Source organism: Streptomyces sp. SID9727 (assembly GCF_010550605.1).
Lineage (GTDB): Bacteria > Actinomycetota > Actinomycetes > Streptomycetales > Streptomycetaceae > Streptomyces.
Window position 1 is genome coordinate 46,916 of sequence record NZ_JAAGNI010000055.1, and the last position, 17,883, is coordinate 64,798.

The following is a 17,883-nucleotide window of genomic DNA, read 5'->3' on the forward strand; positions in this document are numbered from 1 at the left end:
TGGGCCAGCCTTGGGGTGTCCTGCCGGTCATGGCCGGAACACCTCTCCCATGGAGTCCGCATGTACATCCCGTCCGCCGACCGCTACGCGCACATGCCCTACCGGCGCACCGGGCGCAGCGGCCTGAAGCTGCCCGCCCTCTCGCTCGGCCTGTGGCACAACTTCGGCGGGGACCGGACACCGCAGGCCCAGGGCGAGATCCTGCGCCGGGCCTTCGACCTCGGCATCACCCACTTCGACCTGGCCAACAACTACGGCCCGCCGCCCGGCTCCGCCGAGACCGCGATGGGCAAGGCGCTCGCCACGGACTTCGCCGCCCACCGGGACGAGATCATCGTCTCCACCAAGGCCGGCTACCTGATGTGGGACGGCCCGTACGGGGAGTGGGGTTCGCGCAAGAACCTGCTGGCCTCGCTGGACCAGAGCCTCACCCGGCTCGGCCTGGACTACGTGGACATCTTCTACTCGCACCGGCCGGACCCCGAGACCCCGCTCGAAGAGACCATGGGCGCGCTCGACGCGGCGGTGCGCCAGGGCAAGGCGCTCTACGTCGGCGTCTCCAACTACTCACCCGAGCAGACCCGTGAGGCCGCCCGCATCCTGAAGGACCTGGGCACCCCGCTCCTCATCCACCAGCCGCGCTACTCGATGCTCGACCGCCGGCCCGAGGACGGACTGCTCACCGCCCTGGACGAGCTGGGCGTCGGCTCCATCGCGTACTCGCCGCTCGAACAGGGCATCCTCTCCGACCGCTACCTGAACGGCATCCCGGAGGGCTCCCGTGCCGCCGGCAGCAGCCCCTTCCTGTCGGCCGAGGCGGTCACCCCGGACCTGGTGTCCCGGCTGCGCGAACTGAACGAACTCGCGGCCGCGCGCGGCCAGTCGCTCGCCCAGCTGGCGCTGGCCTGGGTGCTGCGCGGCGGGCGCGTCACCTCCGCCGTGGTCGGAGCGAGCAGCGTCGCGCAACTGGAGAACAACGTCGAGACGGTCCGGAACCTGGACTTCACCGACAAGGAACTCGCCCGGATCGAGAAGCTGCTGAAGGGCGCCAAGCGGCACTGACCCGCGGGCGGCCGGACCGGGCCCGTCGCGGGGTCAGACCTCGTCCGGCCGCAGCAGCAGCTCCAGCAGGCCGGGGAAGCGTGCGCCGAACTCCGCGCGGCGCAGCCGGTTGACCCGCCTGGGCCCCTCGTCGCGCTGCTCGACGAGACCCGCTCCGCGCAGCACCGTGAAGTGGTGGCTGAGCGCGGCTTTGCCGACGGGCACATCGAAGCTGCCACAGGTGCGCGTCCAGTCCTCGGAGCGCGCCAGCTCGCGGACCAGCTGGAGGCGGACCGGGTCGGCCAGTGCGGACAGGGCGGCGAGCACCGTCACCTGAGCGGGGTCCGTGTGTACGGGGGCGGGCCGGTGTCCGCCGCCCGCCGGCTGCTGGGCCATGGCCCCTCCTGTCTCCCGTGCGGGACGCTTGCCGAGTGTTCGATGAATATCTTACAGTCCAAGTGTTCGCTTTTCGTTGAACACTACCTCCAGGGGGCGGTCTGCCATGCGTACGGTCGAAGTCGAGAAGTACGGCGGGCCCGAGGTGCTGACCGTCACCGAGCGGCCCGTGCCGGAGCCCGGTCCCGGACAGGTGACCATCGACGCCGTCTACGCGGGCGTCAACTTCGCGGACCTCAAGGCCCGGTCCGAGGGCTACCGGGTGCCGTCGCTGCCCTTCGTGCCCGGCCTGGAGATCTCCGGCCGCGTCCGGGCTGTCGGCGCGGGCGTCGAGGGTCTCAGCCCCGGTCAGGAGGTGGCCGCGTTCCTGGCCGGCGGCGGATACGCGGAGGTGGTGACGGCCCCCGCCGCCACCGTCTTCCCGCTCCCGGACGGCATCGGCCTGCGCACGGCGGCCACCCTGCCCACCGTGCTGCCCACCGCACACGCCCTGCTCCACGAGATCGGCAGGCTGCGGGCCGGTGAGACCGTGTTGGTGCAGGGCGCCGCCGGCGGCGTCGGCACGGCGGCCGGGCAGCTGGCCCGCGTGTCCGGAGCCGGAGCCGTGTACGGGGTGGTGTCCTCGGCCGGCAAGGCCGCGTACGCCCTCGACCACGGCTACGACGAGGTGTTCGTCGGCGACACCTTCCCGGACGAGGTCCGCCGTGCCACGGGCGGCCGGGGCGTCGACCTGGTGCTCGACCCGGTCGGCGGTGACACCCTGCGCCGCGGCCTCGACGCGCTCGCGGTCTTCGGACGCCTGGTCTCCTTCGGCAACGCGGGCGGGGGCGCGCCCTGGCAGGTCGGGCAGCCCGAGCTCTACCCGGGCGGCCGGTCGGTCGCCGGCTTCTCGATCCTCAGCCTCGCGCAGTCCGACCCCGCCGCCCTGCGGGCCGTCGCCGAACGCGCCTTCCGCGCCGTCGCCGACGGCCGGGTGACGCTCCCGGTGACGGCCGAGTTCGCGCTGCGGGACGCGGCCGACGCGCACCGGCTGATGGAGGGACGCACCTCCACGGGAAAGCTCCTCCTGCGCGTCGCCGACTGATCGTCCGCCGGACGCGCACGGCCGCCGGGGCCGTCATTGGAATGGACCTGTGGAGGTCCCGGCAGCCCTGGCCTGGGCGTTCATCGGCGCGTACCGTGTGGCCGCATGAAGATCCTCGTCAGCGCCGACATGGAAGGCGCCACCGGCGTGACCTGGCCGGCCGACGTGCTGCCCGGCACGCCGCAGTGGGAGCGGTGCCGCTCCCTGTTCACCTCCGACGTCAACGCCGCCGCCCTCGGCTTCTACGACGGGGGAGCGGACGAGGTACTGATCAACGAGGCACACTGGACCATGCGCAACCTGCTCCTGGAGAGACTGGACGAACGCGTCCAGATGCTCACCGGCAAGCACAAGTCGCTCAGCATGGTCGAGGGCATCCAGCACGGCGACGTCGACGCGGTCGCCTTCGTCGGCTATCACACCGGGGCCGGCACGGAGGGCGTCCTCGCCCACACCTACCTCGCCAACTCCATCACCGGGGTGTGGCTGAACGGCGTGAGGGCCAGCGAGGGCCTGCTCAACGCCCATGTCGCCGCCGAGTACGGCGTGCCCGTCGTCCTCGTCACCGGCGACGACCTGACCTGCGTGGACGCCGAGGGGTACGCCCCCGACGCCGCGAAGGTGGCCGTCAAGGACTACGTGTCGCGGTACGCCGCCGTCTGCCGCACCCCCGCCCGTACGGCCGCCGACATCCGGGCGGCCGCCGCCCGGGCCGTCTCCCTGGCCGGCCGGTACACGCCGGTGGAGGGCGGCCCGTTCACCGTGGAGCTGGAATTCGATGCCGAGCACCTGGCCGCCGCGGCCACCGTCGTACCCGGGGTGGCGCCGAGCGGCGAGAGGCGGGTCTCCTACACCAGCGCGACGATGTACGAAGGTATCCGCACGTTCAAGGCGGTGACGACGATCGTCTCGTCCGCCGTGGAGGAGCAGTATGGCTGAGGCGACCGCCCCCCAGGACTCCGTCGACGCCCTGGCGCTCGACGAATCGGTGACGTTCACCTCCGAACTGATCCGCATCGACACCACCAACCGGGGCGGTGGCGACTGCCGCGAACGCCCCGCCGCCGAGTACGTCGCCGAGCGCCTGGCCGCCACCGGCCTGGAACCCGCGCTCCTGGAGCGCACCCCCGGCCGTACCAACGTGGTCGCCCGGATCCCCGGCACCGACCCGTCCGCCCCCGCCCTCCTGGTCCACGGCCACCTGGACGTGGTGCCGGCCGAGGCCGCCGACTGGACCGTGCACCCCTTCTCGGGTGAGGTCCGGGACGGAACCGTGTGGGGCCGCGGCGCCATCGACATGAAGAACATGGACGCGATGGTCCTGTCCGTCGTCCGGTTCTGGGCCCGGGCCGGAATCCGTCCGCGCCGCGACATCGTCATCGCGTACACCGCCGACGAGGAGGCCAGCGCGGCCGACGGGGCCGGGTTCCTCGCCGACCGGCACGCCGCCCTCTTCGACGGGTGCACGGAGGGCATCAGCGAGTCAGGCGCCTTCACCTTCCACGCCGGGCCGACGATGCCGCTGTACCCCATCGGGGCCGGCGAACGCGGCACCGGCTGGCTGAAGCTCACCGCCCACGGCAAGGCCGGCCACGGCTCCAAGGTCAACCGCGCCAACGCCGTCACCGCGCTCGCCGCCGCCGTCACCCGCATCGGCGAGCACGAGTGGCCGGTCCGGCTCACCCCGACGGTCCGCGCCGCGCTCACCGAACTCGCCGCGCTGCACGGCATCCGCCCCGACCTCGACGCCCCCGGCTTCGACGTGGACGAACTCCTCGGCAAGATCGGGCCGGCCGCGGCCCTCGTCGCCCCGACCGTCCGCAACAGCTCCAACCCGACGATGCTGGACGCCGGGTACAAGGTCAACGTGATCCCGGGCCACGCCACCGCCTACATCGACGGCCGGACCGTCCCCGGCGGCGACGAGGAGTTCCACGCCACCCTGGACCGGCTCACCGGCCCCTCGGTCGACTGGGATTTCGCCCACCGCGAGGTCGCCCTCCAGGCGCCGGTCGACTCACCCACGTACGGCAGACTCCGGGCCGCCATCGAACGGTTCGACCCGGACGGCCACGTCGTGCCCTACTGCATGTCCGGTGGCACCGACGCCAAGCAGTTCTCCCGGCTCGGCATCACCGGCTACGGCTTCTCGCCGCTGAAGCTGCCCGTCGGCTTCGACTACCAGGCCCTCTTCCACGGCGTGGACGAACGCGTCCCCGTCGACGCGCTGCACTTCGGCGTCCGGGTCCTGGACCACTACCTGCGCACCGCCTGAACCACTCGGGGGAGACCGACACCCATGCCCACCGCACAGCCCCACGGCAGCTGGCCCTCACCGATCGACGCCGCACTCGCCGCCTCCCACGACGGACGGCCCGAGTACACCGGCGCGGTCGGCGACGAGCTGTGGTGGACCGAACCGCGCCCCGCCGAAGCCGGCCGGCGCGCCCTGGTCCGCCGCACCGCCGACGGCACCACCACCGAACTGCCCGCCCCCTGGGACGCCCGCAGCCGTGTCATCGAGTACGGCGGACAGCCCTGGGCCGGCACCGAGCGGGCGGAGGGCGGCCCCCTGGTCGTCTTCGTCCACTTCGCCGACCAGCGGCTGTACGCCTACGAGCCCGACGGCGACCGCGAACCGTGGCCGCTCACCCCGGTCTCCGCCGTCGGCGGCGGCCTGCGCTGGGTCGACCCGCGCCTCCACCCCGGCCGGGGCGCGGCCGGCGAGGTGTGGTGCGTGCTGGAGGAGTTCACCGGCGACGCGCCCACCCAGCTGCGCCGGGTCCTCGCCGCCGTGCCCCTGGACGGATCGGCGGCCGGCGACCGGTCGGCCGTACGCGAACTCAGTGACGGACGGCACCGCTTCGTCACCGGCCCCGAGGTGTCGCCCGACGGGCGGCGGGCCGCCTGGATCGGCTGGGACCACCCGCGCATGCCCTGGGACGGCACCGAGGTGCTGGTCGCGGACATCGGCGAGGACGGCACCTTCCACGGCGCCCGGGCCGTCGCCGGCAGCCCCGAGGAATCCGTGCCCCAGGTCCAGTGGACCGCCGACGGGCGGCTTCTCCTGGCGAGCGACCGCAGCGGCTGGTGGAACCTGTGCCGACTCGACCCGGACACCGACGAGGTCCGGGAACTGTGCCCGCGCGAGGAGGAGTTCGCCGGCCCGCTCTGGAAGATCGGGCTGGTCTGGTTCCGTCCTCTGGAGAACGGGCTGGTCGCCGTCCTGCACGGCAAGGGCACCACCACCCTCGGCATACTCGACCCGGAGACCTGCGAACTGGTCGACATCGCCGGCCCGTGGACCGAGTGGGTGCCCACGCTCACCGTGCACGGCTCCCGGGTCACCGGTGTCGCCGCGAGTCCGCACAGCGGCTACGAGATCGTGGAGCTGGACACCGCCACCGGCCACACCCGCATCATCGGTACCCCGCACGAGGACGCCGTCGACCCCGCGTACTACCCACAACCCGTCCTGCGCACCTTCACCGGGCCCGGCGGACGCGACATCCACGCCCAGATCTACCCGCCGCGCAACCCGGGACGCACCGGCACCGAGGGCGAGTTGCCGCCCTACGTCGTGTGGGCCCACGGCGGCCCCACCGGGCACGCCTCCCTCGTCCTGGACCTCGAAATCGCCTACTTCACCTCGCGCGGCATCGGCGTTGCCGAGGTCAACTACGGGGGCTCCGCCGGATACGGCCGCGAGTACCGCAACCGGCTGCGTGAGCAGTGGGGCGTCGTGGACGTCGAGGACTGCGCCGCCGTCGCCGGGACGCTGGCCGCCGAGCACACCGCCGACCCGGACCGGCTCGCCATCCGGGGCGGCAGCGCCGGCGGCTGGACCAGCGCCGCCTCGCTGACCGGCACCGACGTCTACGCCTGCGGCACCATCATCTACCCGATCCTCGACCTCGCCGGCTGGGGCACCGACGAGACCCACGACTTCGAGTCCCAGTACCTCGAATCGCTGGTCGGCCCCCTCGCCGAGGTCCCCGAGCGCTACCGGGAACGCTCCCCGGTCGGCCGCACCGACCGGCTCACCGTGCCGTTCCTGCTGCTCCAGGGCGAGGACGACCCCATCTGCCCGCCCGTGCAGTGCGAACGCTTCCTCGCCGCCGTCGAGGGGCGAGGCATCCCGCACGCGTACCGCACCTACCCGGGCGAGGGCCACGGCTTCCGCCGCGCCGGCACGATGATCGACGCGCTGGAGTCCGAACTCTCCCTGTACGCGCAGGTGTTCGGCTTCGACCGGCCCGACGTGGCCGTCCTGGAGCTGAAGCGGTGACCCTCACCCCGCTGACCCGTCCCGCCCGGCTGCGCCCCGGGGCCAGGGTCGCCGTGGTCTCGCCGAGCGGGCCCGTCGCCGCCGACCGGCTGGAGCCCGGCCTGGACATCCTGCGCGGCTGGGGCCTCGACCCCGTGCCGATGCCCCATGTGCTGGACGTCCACGGCGACCTGGACTACCTCGCCGGTACGGACGAGGCCCGGGCCAGGGACCTCCAGGAGGCGTGGTGCGACCCGGCCGTGGACGCGGTGATCTGCGCGCGCGGCGGATACGGGGCGCACCGCATGGTCGACCTGGTGGACTGGGCGGCGGTGCGCGCGGCCGGGCCCAAGGTCTTCGTCGGCTACAGCGACGTCACCGTGCTCCACGAGGCGTTGGCGCTGCGGACCGGGTTCGCCACCCTGCACGGGCCGATGGCGGGGACCGAGGCCTTCCTCAAGGATCCCCGCACCCAGGAGTCCCTGCGGGCCACGCTCTTCGAGCCCGGTACCCGGCTGACCCTGGGCCTGGAGGAGGCGCGGGCGCTGGTGCCGGGCCGGGCGCGCGGGATCACCTACGGCGGCTGCGTGAGCCTGCTCGCCGCCGACCTGGGCACCCCGCACGCCCGTCGCTCGGCCCGGGGCGGACTGCTCGTCATCGAGGACACCACCGAGGACCCGTACAGCCTGGACCGCATTCTCACCCAGCTGCTCCGGGCCGGGGCGCTGGACGGGGTCGCCGGGGTGGCCTGCGGGTCCTGGGCGGGGTGCGGACCGTACGAGCGGGTGCGGGCGGTGCTCGCGGACCGGCTCGGCCCGCTGGGCGTGCCGGTCGTCGAGGAGCTGGGGTTCGGGCACGGACCCACCGGGCTCACGATCCCGCTCGGCGTGCCGGCCGTGCTCGACGCTCCGGCGGACGGCGGCCCGGCCACCCTCACGGTCGAGGTACCCGCACTGCTCTGACCTGCCCATGCCCCTGCCTCCGTCACCCGAACGGCCGAGCATCTTCGCCCGCGGGGACGGAGGCAGAGCCATCCTGGAGCCCCGGGCGACGGCCTTACCAGGCCGGGAAAGGGGCTGCTCATGAGCCCGAAGGACGTGTCGAGCAGCGGCAAGAGCGGCAGCGGGGCCTTCACCCCGGCCCGCATCCTGGTCCTTGTGATCGCGGTCCTGTCGATCGTGTTCATCGCCGAGAACACCAAGGACGTCGAGGTCCGCCTCATCGTGCCGCTGGTGACGGCGCCGCTCTACGTATGGCTGGTCGTGATGTTCCTGGCGGGCATGGCGTGCGGCGCCTACGTCTTCCGCAGGCGGTCCAGGTAGAAGCGCGGCAACGGCCGTGCGGGCAGGGCGCACAGGCCCTGCCCGCACGGCCGCCCCCCGGGCGGCGAGGGAGTTCGAGGACAGGCTCTAGGCTGGGACGATGTCCGACACCCACCACCTCGCCGAGGGACCGCGCACGACGATCCGCCCCTTCACCCCGGGCGACGCCGACGAGTTCACCGCCCGGGCCCGGGAGAGCACCGCTCTGCACCGGCCCTGGCTGTTCCCGCCCACCACGCCCGAGACGTACGCCGCCTACGCGGGCGCGCTCATCGAGGACCCGGCGCGGGCCGGGTTCCTCGTCTGCGAACGGGACGCGGCGGGCGGGGCGGGGGCGATCGCCGGGTTCATCAACATCAACAACATCGTCGCCGGAGCCTTCCGCTGCGGTGCCCTCGGCTACGGCGCCTTCGCGCACGCGGCCGGGCGCGGCCTCATGGGCGAGGGGCTGGGCCTCGTCCTGGACCACGCCTTCGGCCCGCTCGGCCTGCACCGCCTCGAAGCCAACGTCCAGCCGGACAACGAGCGGTCGATCGCGCTCGTGCGCGGGGCGGGCTTCCGGCTGGAGGGCTACTCGCCGGACTTCCTGCACATCGACGGCGCCTGGCGCGACCACGAACGCTGGGCGATCACGGCGGAGATGCGCCGCCCCGCTTGAGGCCGGCTACTTGACCAGGCTCCGCGCCGCGTCCGCGATGTGCGTGCGCGAGATACCCGCCGCGTCGAGCAGCTCCGCCGTGGTGCCGGACCCCGGCAGGTCGCTGCCCGCGAGGTGGACGAAGCCCGGGTGGCTGCCGGACTCCGCGAGCGACGACAGCACCGCCTCGCCGATACCGCCCTCCGGGTGGTGGTCCTCCACCACGACCAGGGCCCCGGTCTCCCGGGCCGCGAGAGCCAGCGCGTCGGCGTCGAGCGGCTTGATGGAGTAGAGGTCGATGACCCGGGCCCGTACGCCGTCCTCGGCCAGCAGATCGGCGGCGGCCAGGCACTCGTGCAGCGTGACCCCGGCGCTGACCAGGGTGACCTGGTCGTCGTCGCCGTGGCGCAGCGTCTTCGAGCCGCCGACGGGGAACGTCTCGTCGCTCCCGTAGAGCACGGGGTAGGCACCGCGCGTGGTGCGCAGGTACGAGATGCCGTCGAGGTCCGCCATGGCCACGGTCAGGGCCGCCGCCGAGGTGGCGTCGCTCGGGTACAGCACGGTCGAGCCGCGCACCGCGCGCATCATCGCCAGGTCCTCGACGCCCATCTGCGAGGGACCGTCCGCGCCGATCTCCACCCCGCTGTGCGTCCCGCAGAGCGCCATCGTGATGTCCGAGACGGCGGCCATGCGGATGAAGTCGTGCGCGCGGGTGAGGAACGCCGCGAACGTCGTCGCGTACGGGCGGAAGCCGCGCACGGCCATGCCGACGGCCTCGGCGACCATCTGCTGCTCCGCGATGTACGTCTGGAAGAACCGGTCCGGGTACGCCTTCTTGAAGTCCTCCGAGTGCGTGGAGTTGCCGACCTCGGCGTCCAGCGCGACGACCTCGGGCCGTACCCCGAGCGCCACCAGCGCCTTGCCGAAGGCGACCCGGGTCGCGACCTCGTCCCCCTTCTCGAAGCTCGGCAGCTCCACGGTGCCGCCGGTGCGCTTCGCGGCGGGCGCGGCCTTCGGCGGCCGGGGCCCCTCCACCCGCAGGTCACGGACGCCGCCCAGCTCCTCGACCGCGCGCTCGGCCAGGTCCTCGGGGAGCGGCTTGCCGTGCCAGCCCTCCTTGTCGGCGACCTCGCTCACCCCGCGCCCCTTGACCGTCTTCGCGACGATCACGGTGGGGGCGCTGCCGTCCGCCGCCGTCTTCAGGGCCCGGTCGACCTCGGCCAGGTCGTGGCCGTCGACCACGAGGGCCCGGCAGCCGAACGCCTCGACGCGGCGCGCGTAGGTGCCGGTGTCCCACTCCAGCTCGGTGGGGCCGGACTGGCCGAGGCGGTTGACGTCGATGATCGCGGTGAAGTTGCCCAGCTTGTGCTGGCCGGCCTTGTCCAGGGCCTCCCAGACGGACCCCTCGGCCATCTCGCTGTCCCCGCACAGCACCCACACCCGGTACGGCTGCTTCTCCAGGTCCCGCCCGGCGAGCGCGATGCCCACGCCGTAGGCGATGCCCTGGCCCAGCGAGCCGGTCGCCACGTCCACCCAGGGCAGCTCGGGCGTGGGGTGGCCCTGGAGCCGGTGGCCGAAGCGGCGGTACGTCGTCATCAGCTCGTCGTCGGTGACGGCGCCGGCGGCCTTGAACATGGCGTAGAGCAGCGGCGAGGCGTGGCCCTTGGAGAAGACCAGGTGGTCACCGGCCGGATTCTCGGGCGCGTCCCAGTCGTACCGCAGATGCCGGGTCATGAGGACCGCCATCAGATCGGCCGCCGACAGGCTGGACGTGGGATGCCCGGACCCCGCCGAGGTGCTGGCGCGCACCGAGTCCACCCGCAGCTGCTGGGCGAGCTCGAAGACCTCGGTGAGATCGCTGTCGGGGCCGAGCGTGCTGGTCTGTTCGCTGGTCATGGGCCGGACCTTTCGCGTGAGGGCGGGACGACGGAACGGGTTCCCGATTCCGGGCGGTCCATCACCTTCCGACCGCAGGTTGCCCCCCATCGGGCGCGGCCCGGCGTCACCGCCGCTTGTAGTTGATCTTCATCGTGTCCATGTCCGTCGCCGTGGACCGCAGCTCCCCGTGGCCGTACCCCGCCTCGCGCAGCGTCGTCTGCGCCCGGTCCTCGGCGATCGCGCCGGCCATCTCCTCGCCGTCCTCGGCGTCCGAGACGACCACGTAGCGGAAGCTGAAGTGCTTGAGGACCCGGTCGTAGGTGAGCGACCCCTCCTCAATGAACTGCATCGCGGCGAGGCCGTGCTCCTCGACCTCGGCCAGCAGCCGCTCGCGCGCCGCGTCCGTCAGATCCTGGAACGTGCCGCGCACGATCACCCGGTAGGTGTGCTGCGTACTCATCTGCTGCGCTGTCCCTCTCGCCTGTCCGATGTCCGCAGCGAGCGTACGGGGGTGGTGAGCGGGACGGAAACGGAATTCCGGGCGCCGAGACACCCCTTGTCGGGGCGGCGACCGGCGTGTTGCATGGTCATCGGGGGGCGCCCGGACCTGTGGCGGCCCGCGCGAGGGAGCGAGGTTGCCTTGGCCACCACCGTACGACGTGCCGTCCTGACCCTGCCCGCGGCGGCGACCGGGCCGGAGAACCCGCTGCCCGCGCTGCGGCCGCTGGACGAAACGCACGTCATCGACGACCGGGACCGGGCCGGCCTCCCGCGCGACATGGCCCGCCAGCTCGGCCACGCCCCGCTGACCACCGTCCTGCCCGTCCGCCTCCTCGACGGCTACGGGCGCGAGCGCACCCCCGCGGACCTCGACGCGATCGTCATCGAGAACGACCACCTGCGCGTCACCGTGCTGCCCGGACTCGGCGGACGTGTCCACTCCCTCGTCCACAAGCCGTCCGGCCGCGACCTCGTCCACGCCAACCCGGTCCTCCAGCCCGCCGACTTCGCGCTCAACGGCGCCTGGTTCTCCGGCGGCATCGAGTGGAACATCGGCGCCACCGGGCACTCCACGCTCTCCTGCGCCCCCGTGCACGCGGCGCTCGTCCCGGCGCCCGACGGCGGCGAGATGGTCCGGCTCTGGGAGTGGGAGCGGCTGCGCGACCTGCCGTTCCAGGTGGACCTGTGGCTCCCCGCCGACTCCGCGTTCCTGCACGTCGGCATACGGATACGCAACCCGCACGAGCAGCCCGCGCCCGTCTACTGGTGGTCCAACACCGCCGTTCCCGAGGACGCGGGCACCCGGGTGATCGCCCCGGCCGACGAGGCGTGGCACTTCGGGTACGAGCGCGCCCTGACCCGGGTCCCGGTCCCCGAGAGCGGCGGCACCGACCGCACGTACCCGCTGCGCGGTGAGTACCCCGCCGACTACTTCTACGAGGTGCCCGACGGCGCCCGCCGCTGGATCGCCGCCCTGGACGAGCGGGGCCGCGGGCTCGTGCAGACCTCCACCGATCTGCTGCGGGGCCGCAAACTCTTCCTCTGGGGGAGCGGGCGCGGCGGGCGGCGCTGGCAGGAATGGCTCACCGAGCCCGGCACCGGCGGCTACGCGGAGATCCAGGCCGGGCTGGCCCGCACCCAGCTCGAACACGTCCCGCTGGAACCGGGCGGCGCGTTCAGCTGGCTGGAATCGTACGGGCCGCTGGCCGCCGATCCCGCCGTCGTGCACGGCGACGACTGGGCGGCGGCCCGCGCCGAGACCGAGCGGCGGCTCGCGGACGCCCTGCCGCGCGCCGATGTGGACGCCGCGTACACGGCCTGGCGCGCCCACGCCGACACCGAACCGGTCGAACGCCTCGCCACCGGCTCCGGCTGGGGCGCCCTGGAGGTGCGGCGCGGCCGGTACGTGCTGCCCGGCACGCCGTTCACCGACGACACGCTGGGGGAGGAGCAGGCCCCCTGGCTGGAACTGCTGGACCAGGGCGCGTTCCCCGGACCCGAGGGGGCGGTCCCCGGGCCCACCCTGGTCTCCTGGCACTGGCGGGACATGCTGGAGACGGCCCCCGCCGAACCGCACACCGAATACCACCTCGGCATCGCTCAGTGGCACGCCGGCGACCGCGCCCAGGCGGTCCGGAGCTGGGAACGCGGTCTGGCCGCGGCCGCCTCCCGCTGGCCGCTGTTGCGCTGCCTGGCCGTCGCCGCCCTGGTGGGCGGCCAGCGCGAACTGGCCGCGGAGTACTACGCGGAGGCGTTCGACGGGCTGTGCGCCGAGCGCCGCGACGGCGACGAGGCGTGGACCGCGGCCACCGCCGCGCTGGGCCGGGAGGCGATCGAGGCGCTGCTCACGGCGGCGCGGACCGAGGCCGCCCGAGCGGTGTGGACGGGGCTGCCCCCGGAGGTCCGGGCACGCGGCCGCTTCCGGCTGCTGGACGCCCGTTTGCTGATCGCGGAGGGCCGGAAGGACGAGGCGAAGGCCGTGTTCGACGCGGGCTTCGAGGTGGCCGACCTGCGCGAGGGCGCGGAGATCCTTGAGGAGGTGTGGCACCGGATCACGGACGAGCCGCTGCCCGACGCGTACGACTACCGCATGCGCCCGCGCGCCTGACAGGAGTGGGAACCACATGATCATCTGGATCAACGGGGCCTTCGGCAGCGGCAAGACGACGCTGGTCGCCGAGCTGCACCGCAGGCTGCCGGACGCCCTCGTGCTCGACCCGGAGCACGTCGGCTTCCTGCTGCGCGAGATCGTGGAGGTGCCGGGCGGCGACTTCCAGAACATCCCGCTGTGGCGCAGGCAGGTGGCCTCGCTGGCCCAGGGGCTGGCCGAGGAGTACGGCCGGCCGGTCCTCGCGCCGATGACCGTGGTCCGCCGACAGTACGCCGACGAGATCTTCGGGGCCCTGGAGAAGGCGGGCGTCCCGGTCCGCCACTTCTTCCTCGACGTCTCGGCGGCCGTACTCGAACAGCGGCTGCATGAACGCGTGTTGATGCCCGACGATCCGGAGCGCGACGAGGCGGCGCGGCGCTGGGGGAAGGCGCGGATCGCCGAATGCGTGGCGGCGGTGGGCAGCCTGCGGGAGGACACGGTGGTGCTGGACGGCGAGCTGCCCACCGCGGAGCTCGCCGCCCTGGTGCTGGAACGGGCCGGTCTGGCCTGAAGGATGGTGCGAGATGCTCAGGACCGGGCCTTCCGCGACACCCCTCAGACCGGCAGGTTGCGGTCGACGTATTCGAAGACCGAGCCGTCCGGGTGCACCGCGATCAGGTTGCGTCCGACCGGGGTCGGGACCGGGCCCGCGATCACGCGGGCGCCGACCCGGGTCAGGGACGCGTGGGCCTCGTCCACGTTCTTCACGGCGATGGTCGCGGTGACCTTGCGCAGGATCTCCAGCTCCGCCTCGGGGCCGCTCATCAGCAGGAAGCAGCTGATCGCGGCGACGGACACCCCGCCGCGCTCGAAGCGGAGGGCCCGAGCGCCGGTCAGTTGCTCGTAGAAGGCCACCGCGCCCTCCAGGTCGTCGACGCAGATACGCAGCGTGGTTCCCAGGATCTCCATGGCGGCCAGGTTAGTTGGCCGCCCGCCGCCATGTGATCCCTTCGGCCCCGGTCACGCCCTGACGCGGCACAGCACCTCGCCGTGCGGCACCATGAACCAGCCGTCGTCCTGCCCGCCCCACGCGCGCCACGCCTCGGCGATCTCCGCCAGCTGCTCCGCCGTGGCGTGCCCGCCGTCCACCGCGAGCTTCGCGTACGCCGATCCGACGGTACGGTCGGCCCACAGCCCGCTCCACCAGGCCCGGTTCTCCGGCGTCGCGTAACACCACGAGCCCGCCGTGGGCGTGATGTCGGTGAACCCGGCTCGCCGCGCCCAGGACAGCAGCCGGCGCCCGGCGTCCGGCTCACCGCCGTTGGCGCGGGCCACCCGGCCGTACAGCTCCGCCCAGCGGTCCATGCCCGGCGACTCGGGGAACCAGGTCATCGCCGCGTAGTCGCTGTCGCGCGCCGCGACGACGCCCCCGGGGCGGCACACCCGGCGCATCTCGCGCAGTGCCTGCACCGGGTCACCTACGTGCTGGAGGACCTGATGGGCGTGGACCACGTCGAACGAGTCGTCGGGGTAGTCCAGGGCGTGGACGTCCGCCACGGCGAACTCCACGTTGTCCACGCCGCGTTCGGCGGCGACCTCGGCCGCCTGGGCCAGGATGTCCTCGGTGGTGTCGACGGCGGTGACCCGGCCGGGGGCGACCAGTGCGGCCAGGTCCGCGGTGATGGTGCCCGGGCCGCAGCCGACGTCCAGCACGTCCAGGCCCGGGCGCAGTTCGCCGACGAGGTAGGCCGCGGAGTTGGCGGCGGTGCGCCACCGGTGCGAGCGCAGCACCGACTCGTGGTGGCCGTGGGTGTAGACGGCGGTCTCCTTCGGCATGGCCGTGTCCTCTCTCGATACGCGAGCCGCGAAAGCGCTGATCGTTGGAACCACCGTAAAGCCCGACGCCGAATAATGAGATGGGTATCTTGCGATGTGGACAGTTGCCGGGCGTGCGAAAGGGCGGCCGACTTCACGTCGGCCGCCCCTCACCGGCCTTCCGGCCCGGTCTCGCTACGCCGGCCGCGGGCAGTACACCGTCAGTGCCTCCGGCACCTTGTCGATCAGCAACTCCTCCTCGCAGTGCGCCACTTCGCCGTCGTACGCGTACGGAGTCCCCGGCTTGAGGCCGGAGACCCGCACGCGCCGGCGGCGCACCGCCGCGTGCATGGGGGAGCGGGTCAGCGGCCCCGCGACCGCCGCCGCGAGCAGCCGGAGGCCGGGCGTCCGGCCGCCGTGCACCACGCGGACGTCCAGCAGCCCGTCAGCGAGGTTGTGCCGCCGCCCGGGCGCCGGACCCACCCGCTGGAACAGCCCGTTGCCGATGAACAGCAGCCACAACGGGCGGCACCGGCCCTGGAGTTCGGCCTGCAGGGGGCGCTCGCCGCGCAGGACGTGCAAGGCCGCGAGCACGCCCGCCGGCCAGCCGCCGATCCGGGGCGACCAGCGCTCCCGCATCCGCACCAGCTCCGGATACACGCCCAGGCTGAAGGCGTTCAGGAAGTAGCCGTCGCCGCCGTCGGGGCCGGGCCGGAACCGGCCCACGTCCGCCCGCACCGCGCTGCCGGTGGTGAGCGCGGAGCAGGCGTCGGCGACGGTCTCGATGCCCAGGTCGTACGCGAAGTGGTTGAGGGTCCCGCCGGGGAACACCGCGAGCGGCACCTCGTGCTCCACCGCCACGGACGCCGCCAGGTTGACCGTGCCGTCCCCGCCGCACACCCCCAGCGCCGTGCACCGGTCCGCCGCCTGCGCCAGCTCCGAGGCGAGCCGGCCGGGCGGGCACTCCACGATCTCCGCCTCCGGCAGCGCGCTCCTGATCAGCGCGGCGGTCGCGGTCGCCGTCCCCGACTCCTGGTTGGCGACCACCACCAGGCCCCGGCCCTCGGGCAGCGCGGGCGCGTCGGCCGGCGGTCTGCCCGGCGCGGGCAGCTGTCCCCTGGTCGGTATCACCCCGCGCAGGGCGAACGCCGCCCCCACGCCCAGCGCCGCGCCCGCCAGCACATCGCTCGGGTAGTGCACCCCGGTGTACACGCGGGAGGCGGCCACGGACAGCGCGACGGGCGCGACGACCGCCCCCCAGCCCCGCGACTCCAACGCGACCCCGGTGGCGAACGCGGCCGCCGAAGCGGCGTGCCCCGACGGGAACGACGAGGTGACCGGCTGCCGCTTCAGCCGCCGTATCACCGGCACGGCGTCCAGGATCGGCCGCTGCCTGCGGACCGCCCCCTTTCCCACCGTGTTGATCGCCGCCGACGCCACCGCGAGCGAGGCGATCCCGCGCAGCGCGGCCCGCCGGGCCCGCGCACTGCCCCCGAAGGCGGCCATGCCGGCCGCGGCCCCGAACCACAGGAGCCCGTGATTGGCGCTGCGGCTCAGGCGGGGCAGCACCGGCCCCGCGGCCGGCCAGTGCCGCTGGGCCAGATTCTGGAACACGGCGAGATCGCGCCGGTGGAACCGGTCGCGCAGCCCGGCGATCCGGGACGGGACGGAAGCATTGCTCGCTGACGACATGCGTCAGCGGATACCCCGCATCGCCGCCCGGAACCAGCAGCCACGCCGACGGTAGCCTGTGAGCGTCATACCGGTCACCGGCCTGGGCGCCGGACAGGAGAGGGGGGTGCACGACCATGGGGCGACTCGTCCCCGCGGTGACCAGGGCACTCGACGTGCTCGAACTCTTCCTCCAGGGCGACGGCACCCTGTCCGCCCCCGAGGTGACCCGCAAGCTCCAGCTGCCCCGCACCACCGTCCACGAGCTGCTCACCACGCTCGCCGCCCGGTCGTACCTGGTCACGGAACCCGACCGGCCCGGACGCTACCGGCTGGGCGTGCGCACCTACCAGCTCGGCAGCCGGTACGCCGAACAGCTCGACCTCGCCGCCGAGGGCGGCCAGGTCGCCCGGCGCGTCGCCGAGCGGTGCGGCGAGTCCGTGCACGTGGCGATCCTGGACGGCACCGACGCCGTCTGCGTGGCCCAGGCCGACTCCACCCACGCCGTCCGCACGGTGTCGGCGGCCGGCCACCGGCTGCCCGCCCACTGCACGTCCGCCGGCAAGATGCTCCTCGCCTCACTGCCCGCCCCGGAGCTCGACGCCCGGCTCGACCGCCTGGAACCGGCCGCCCTGACCCCGCACACCCTCACCGGCGCGCACGAGCTGCGGGCCGCGCTCGACGCCGTACGGGAACGAGGCGTGGCGACGGAGCACCAGGAGTCCGACCCGGGAGTCAGCTGTGTCGCCGCCCCCGTGCACGACCGGTCGGGGCGGGTCGTCGCCGCGCTCTCCGTGTCGGTCCCGATGATCCGCTGGACCGAGGAGCGCGAACGGGAACTCGCCGGCCTCGCCCTCGAAGGAGCCGACGAGCTGTCGGGCCGCCTCGGGCACGACCGGAGCCGCGCCTGATCCGCTCCCGGCCACCGGGCGCCCCGCCCTGTTCCCTCGTATAAAGGGTCCCGAGGGGCGGACGGCGAAGGAGGCCCGATGGGCCGGGAGCGGACCGGGCGGCACGAGCGCGGCACGGACACGGTCCGGGAGGACCGGGGCCCCGTACGGTACGGGCCGCCGGCCCCCTGGCCGGGACTGCCCGTGCTGCCGGAACTGGCCGAGGTGCTCGCCTCCGCCGCCGGCCGCGCCGCCCCCGAGCCCGCCGGCGGATCGGCCGCCCTGCGCGAGG

At 73.8% G+C, this 17,883-nt stretch carries 17 protein-coding genes and 1 pseudogene; 12 read left to right on the forward strand and 6 right to left on the reverse strand.

Going from position 1 to position 17,883, the window contains the following annotated elements; all coding sequences use genetic code 11:
- Positions 1-60 precede the first annotated feature (60 nt).
- Positions 61-1,062 carry an aldo/keto reductase gene (locus G3I41_RS03020; protein WP_164398744.1) on the forward strand — a complete coding sequence of 334 codons (1,002 nt, stop codon included), beginning with the start codon at positions 61-63 and terminating at the stop codon, positions 1,060-1,062.
- A 33-nt stretch (positions 1,063-1,095) separates the two neighbouring features.
- Here G3I41_RS03020 and G3I41_RS03025 read toward each other — a convergent pair whose 3' ends face one another.
- Positions 1,096-1,437, reverse strand: coding sequence for a helix-turn-helix transcriptional regulator (locus G3I41_RS03025; protein ID WP_164398745.1), 342 nt, complete (start codon positions 1,435-1,437; stop codon positions 1,096-1,098).
- A gap of 106 nt (positions 1,438-1,543) precedes the next feature.
- On the opposite strand from G3I41_RS03025, the gene G3I41_RS03030 reads away from it, so the two are divergent.
- The 7 genes from G3I41_RS03030 to G3I41_RS03060 all read left to right on the forward strand — a co-directional run bounded on the left by G3I41_RS03030 (position 1,544) and on the right by G3I41_RS03060 (position 8,768).
- Complete coding sequence (locus tag G3I41_RS03030) at positions 1,544-2,521, forward strand: zinc-binding dehydrogenase (RefSeq protein WP_164398746.1); 978 nt, start codon at positions 1,544-1,546, stop codon at positions 2,519-2,521.
- 105 nt (positions 2,522-2,626) lie between these two features.
- Positions 2,627-3,460 carry a M55 family metallopeptidase gene (locus G3I41_RS03035; RefSeq protein ID WP_164398747.1) on the forward strand — a complete coding sequence of 278 codons (834 nt, stop codon included), beginning with the start codon at positions 2,627-2,629 and terminating at the stop codon, positions 3,458-3,460.
- Positions 3,453-4,796, forward strand: coding sequence for a M20/M25/M40 family metallo-hydrolase (locus tag G3I41_RS03040; protein ID WP_164398748.1), 1,344 nt, complete (start codon positions 3,453-3,455; stop codon positions 4,794-4,796). Before G3I41_RS03035 ends, G3I41_RS03040 begins: the two co-directional genes overlap by 8 nt.
- Before the next feature lie 24 nt (positions 4,797-4,820).
- Complete coding sequence (locus tag G3I41_RS03045) at positions 4,821-6,809, forward strand: prolyl oligopeptidase family serine peptidase (protein WP_164398749.1); 1,989 nt, start codon at positions 4,821-4,823, stop codon at positions 6,807-6,809.
- A complete protein-coding gene (locus G3I41_RS03050; protein ID WP_164398750.1) occupies positions 6,806-7,750 on the forward strand; it encodes an LD-carboxypeptidase in 945 nt (314 codons plus the stop codon). Before G3I41_RS03045 ends, G3I41_RS03050 begins: the two co-directional genes overlap by 4 nt.
- A 120-nt stretch (positions 7,751-7,870) precedes the next feature.
- Positions 7,871-8,110, forward strand: a complete 240-nt coding sequence (locus tag G3I41_RS03055; RefSeq protein ID WP_164398751.1) for a DUF1049 domain-containing protein — start codon at positions 7,871-7,873, stop codon at positions 8,108-8,110.
- A 100-nt stretch (positions 8,111-8,210) separates the two neighbouring features.
- A complete protein-coding gene (locus tag G3I41_RS03060; RefSeq protein WP_164398752.1) occupies positions 8,211-8,768 on the forward strand; it encodes a GNAT family protein in 558 nt (185 codons plus the stop codon).
- A gap of 6 nt (positions 8,769-8,774) precedes the next feature.
- Here the strand turns inward: G3I41_RS03060 and G3I41_RS03065 are convergent, their stop codons facing one another.
- Together G3I41_RS03065 and G3I41_RS03070 are read right to left on the reverse strand one after the other, a co-directional pair.
- Entirely contained in the window at positions 8,775-10,643 is a 1,869-nt protein-coding gene (locus G3I41_RS03065; protein WP_164398753.1) for a transketolase, read from the reverse strand.
- A 106-nt stretch (positions 10,644-10,749) separates the two neighbouring features.
- On the reverse strand, positions 10,750-11,085 hold the full coding sequence (locus G3I41_RS03070; RefSeq protein ID WP_164398754.1) for a DUF6204 family protein: 336 nt from the start codon (positions 11,083-11,085) through the stop codon (positions 10,750-10,752).
- A gap of 180 nt (positions 11,086-11,265) precedes the next feature.
- Between G3I41_RS03070 and G3I41_RS03075 the strand changes: the two genes are divergently transcribed.
- Positions 11,266-13,233 (forward strand): DUF5107 domain-containing protein, encoded by a 1,968-nt coding sequence (locus G3I41_RS03075; protein WP_164398755.1) that lies wholly within the window; start codon positions 11,266-11,268, stop codon positions 13,231-13,233.
- 16 nt (positions 13,234-13,249) lie between these two features.
- On the forward strand, positions 13,250-13,786 hold the full coding sequence (locus tag G3I41_RS03080) for an ATP-binding protein (protein ID WP_164398756.1): 537 nt from the start codon (positions 13,250-13,252) through the stop codon (positions 13,784-13,786).
- Positions 13,787-13,830: 44 nt separating this feature from the next.
- On the opposite strand, the gene G3I41_RS03085 is transcribed toward G3I41_RS03080, so the two are convergent.
- The 3 genes from G3I41_RS03085 to G3I41_RS03095 all read right to left on the reverse strand — a co-directional run bounded on the left by G3I41_RS03085 (position 13,831) and on the right by G3I41_RS03095 (position 16,722).
- Complete coding sequence (locus G3I41_RS03085; protein WP_164398757.1) at positions 13,831-14,184, reverse strand: VOC family protein; 354 nt, start codon at positions 14,182-14,184, stop codon at positions 13,831-13,833.
- A gap of 51 nt (positions 14,185-14,235) precedes the next feature.
- Complete coding sequence (locus tag G3I41_RS03090; RefSeq protein ID WP_164398758.1) at positions 14,236-15,051, reverse strand: methyltransferase domain-containing protein; 816 nt, start codon at positions 15,049-15,051, stop codon at positions 14,236-14,238.
- Positions 15,052-15,225: 174 nt separating this feature from the next.
- Complete coding sequence (locus G3I41_RS03095; RefSeq protein WP_164398759.1) at positions 15,226-16,722, reverse strand: bifunctional phosphatase PAP2/diacylglycerol kinase family protein; 1,497 nt, start codon at positions 16,720-16,722, stop codon at positions 15,226-15,228.
- Positions 16,723-16,838: 116 nt separating this feature from the next.
- Here G3I41_RS03095 and G3I41_RS03100 point away from each other — a divergent pair, with 116 nt between their 5' ends.
- Both G3I41_RS03100 and G3I41_RS03105 read left to right on the forward strand, forming a co-directional pair.
- The gene (locus G3I41_RS03100; protein ID WP_164398760.1) at positions 16,839-17,612 is read left to right on the forward strand and encodes an IclR family transcriptional regulator; all 774 of its coding nucleotides are present in this window, start codon (positions 16,839-16,841) and stop codon (positions 17,610-17,612) included.
- A gap of 78 nt (positions 17,613-17,690) precedes the next feature.
- Positions 17,691-17,883: pseudogene (locus G3I41_RS03105) on the forward strand (pyridoxal phosphate-dependent aminotransferase); the annotation flags it as partial.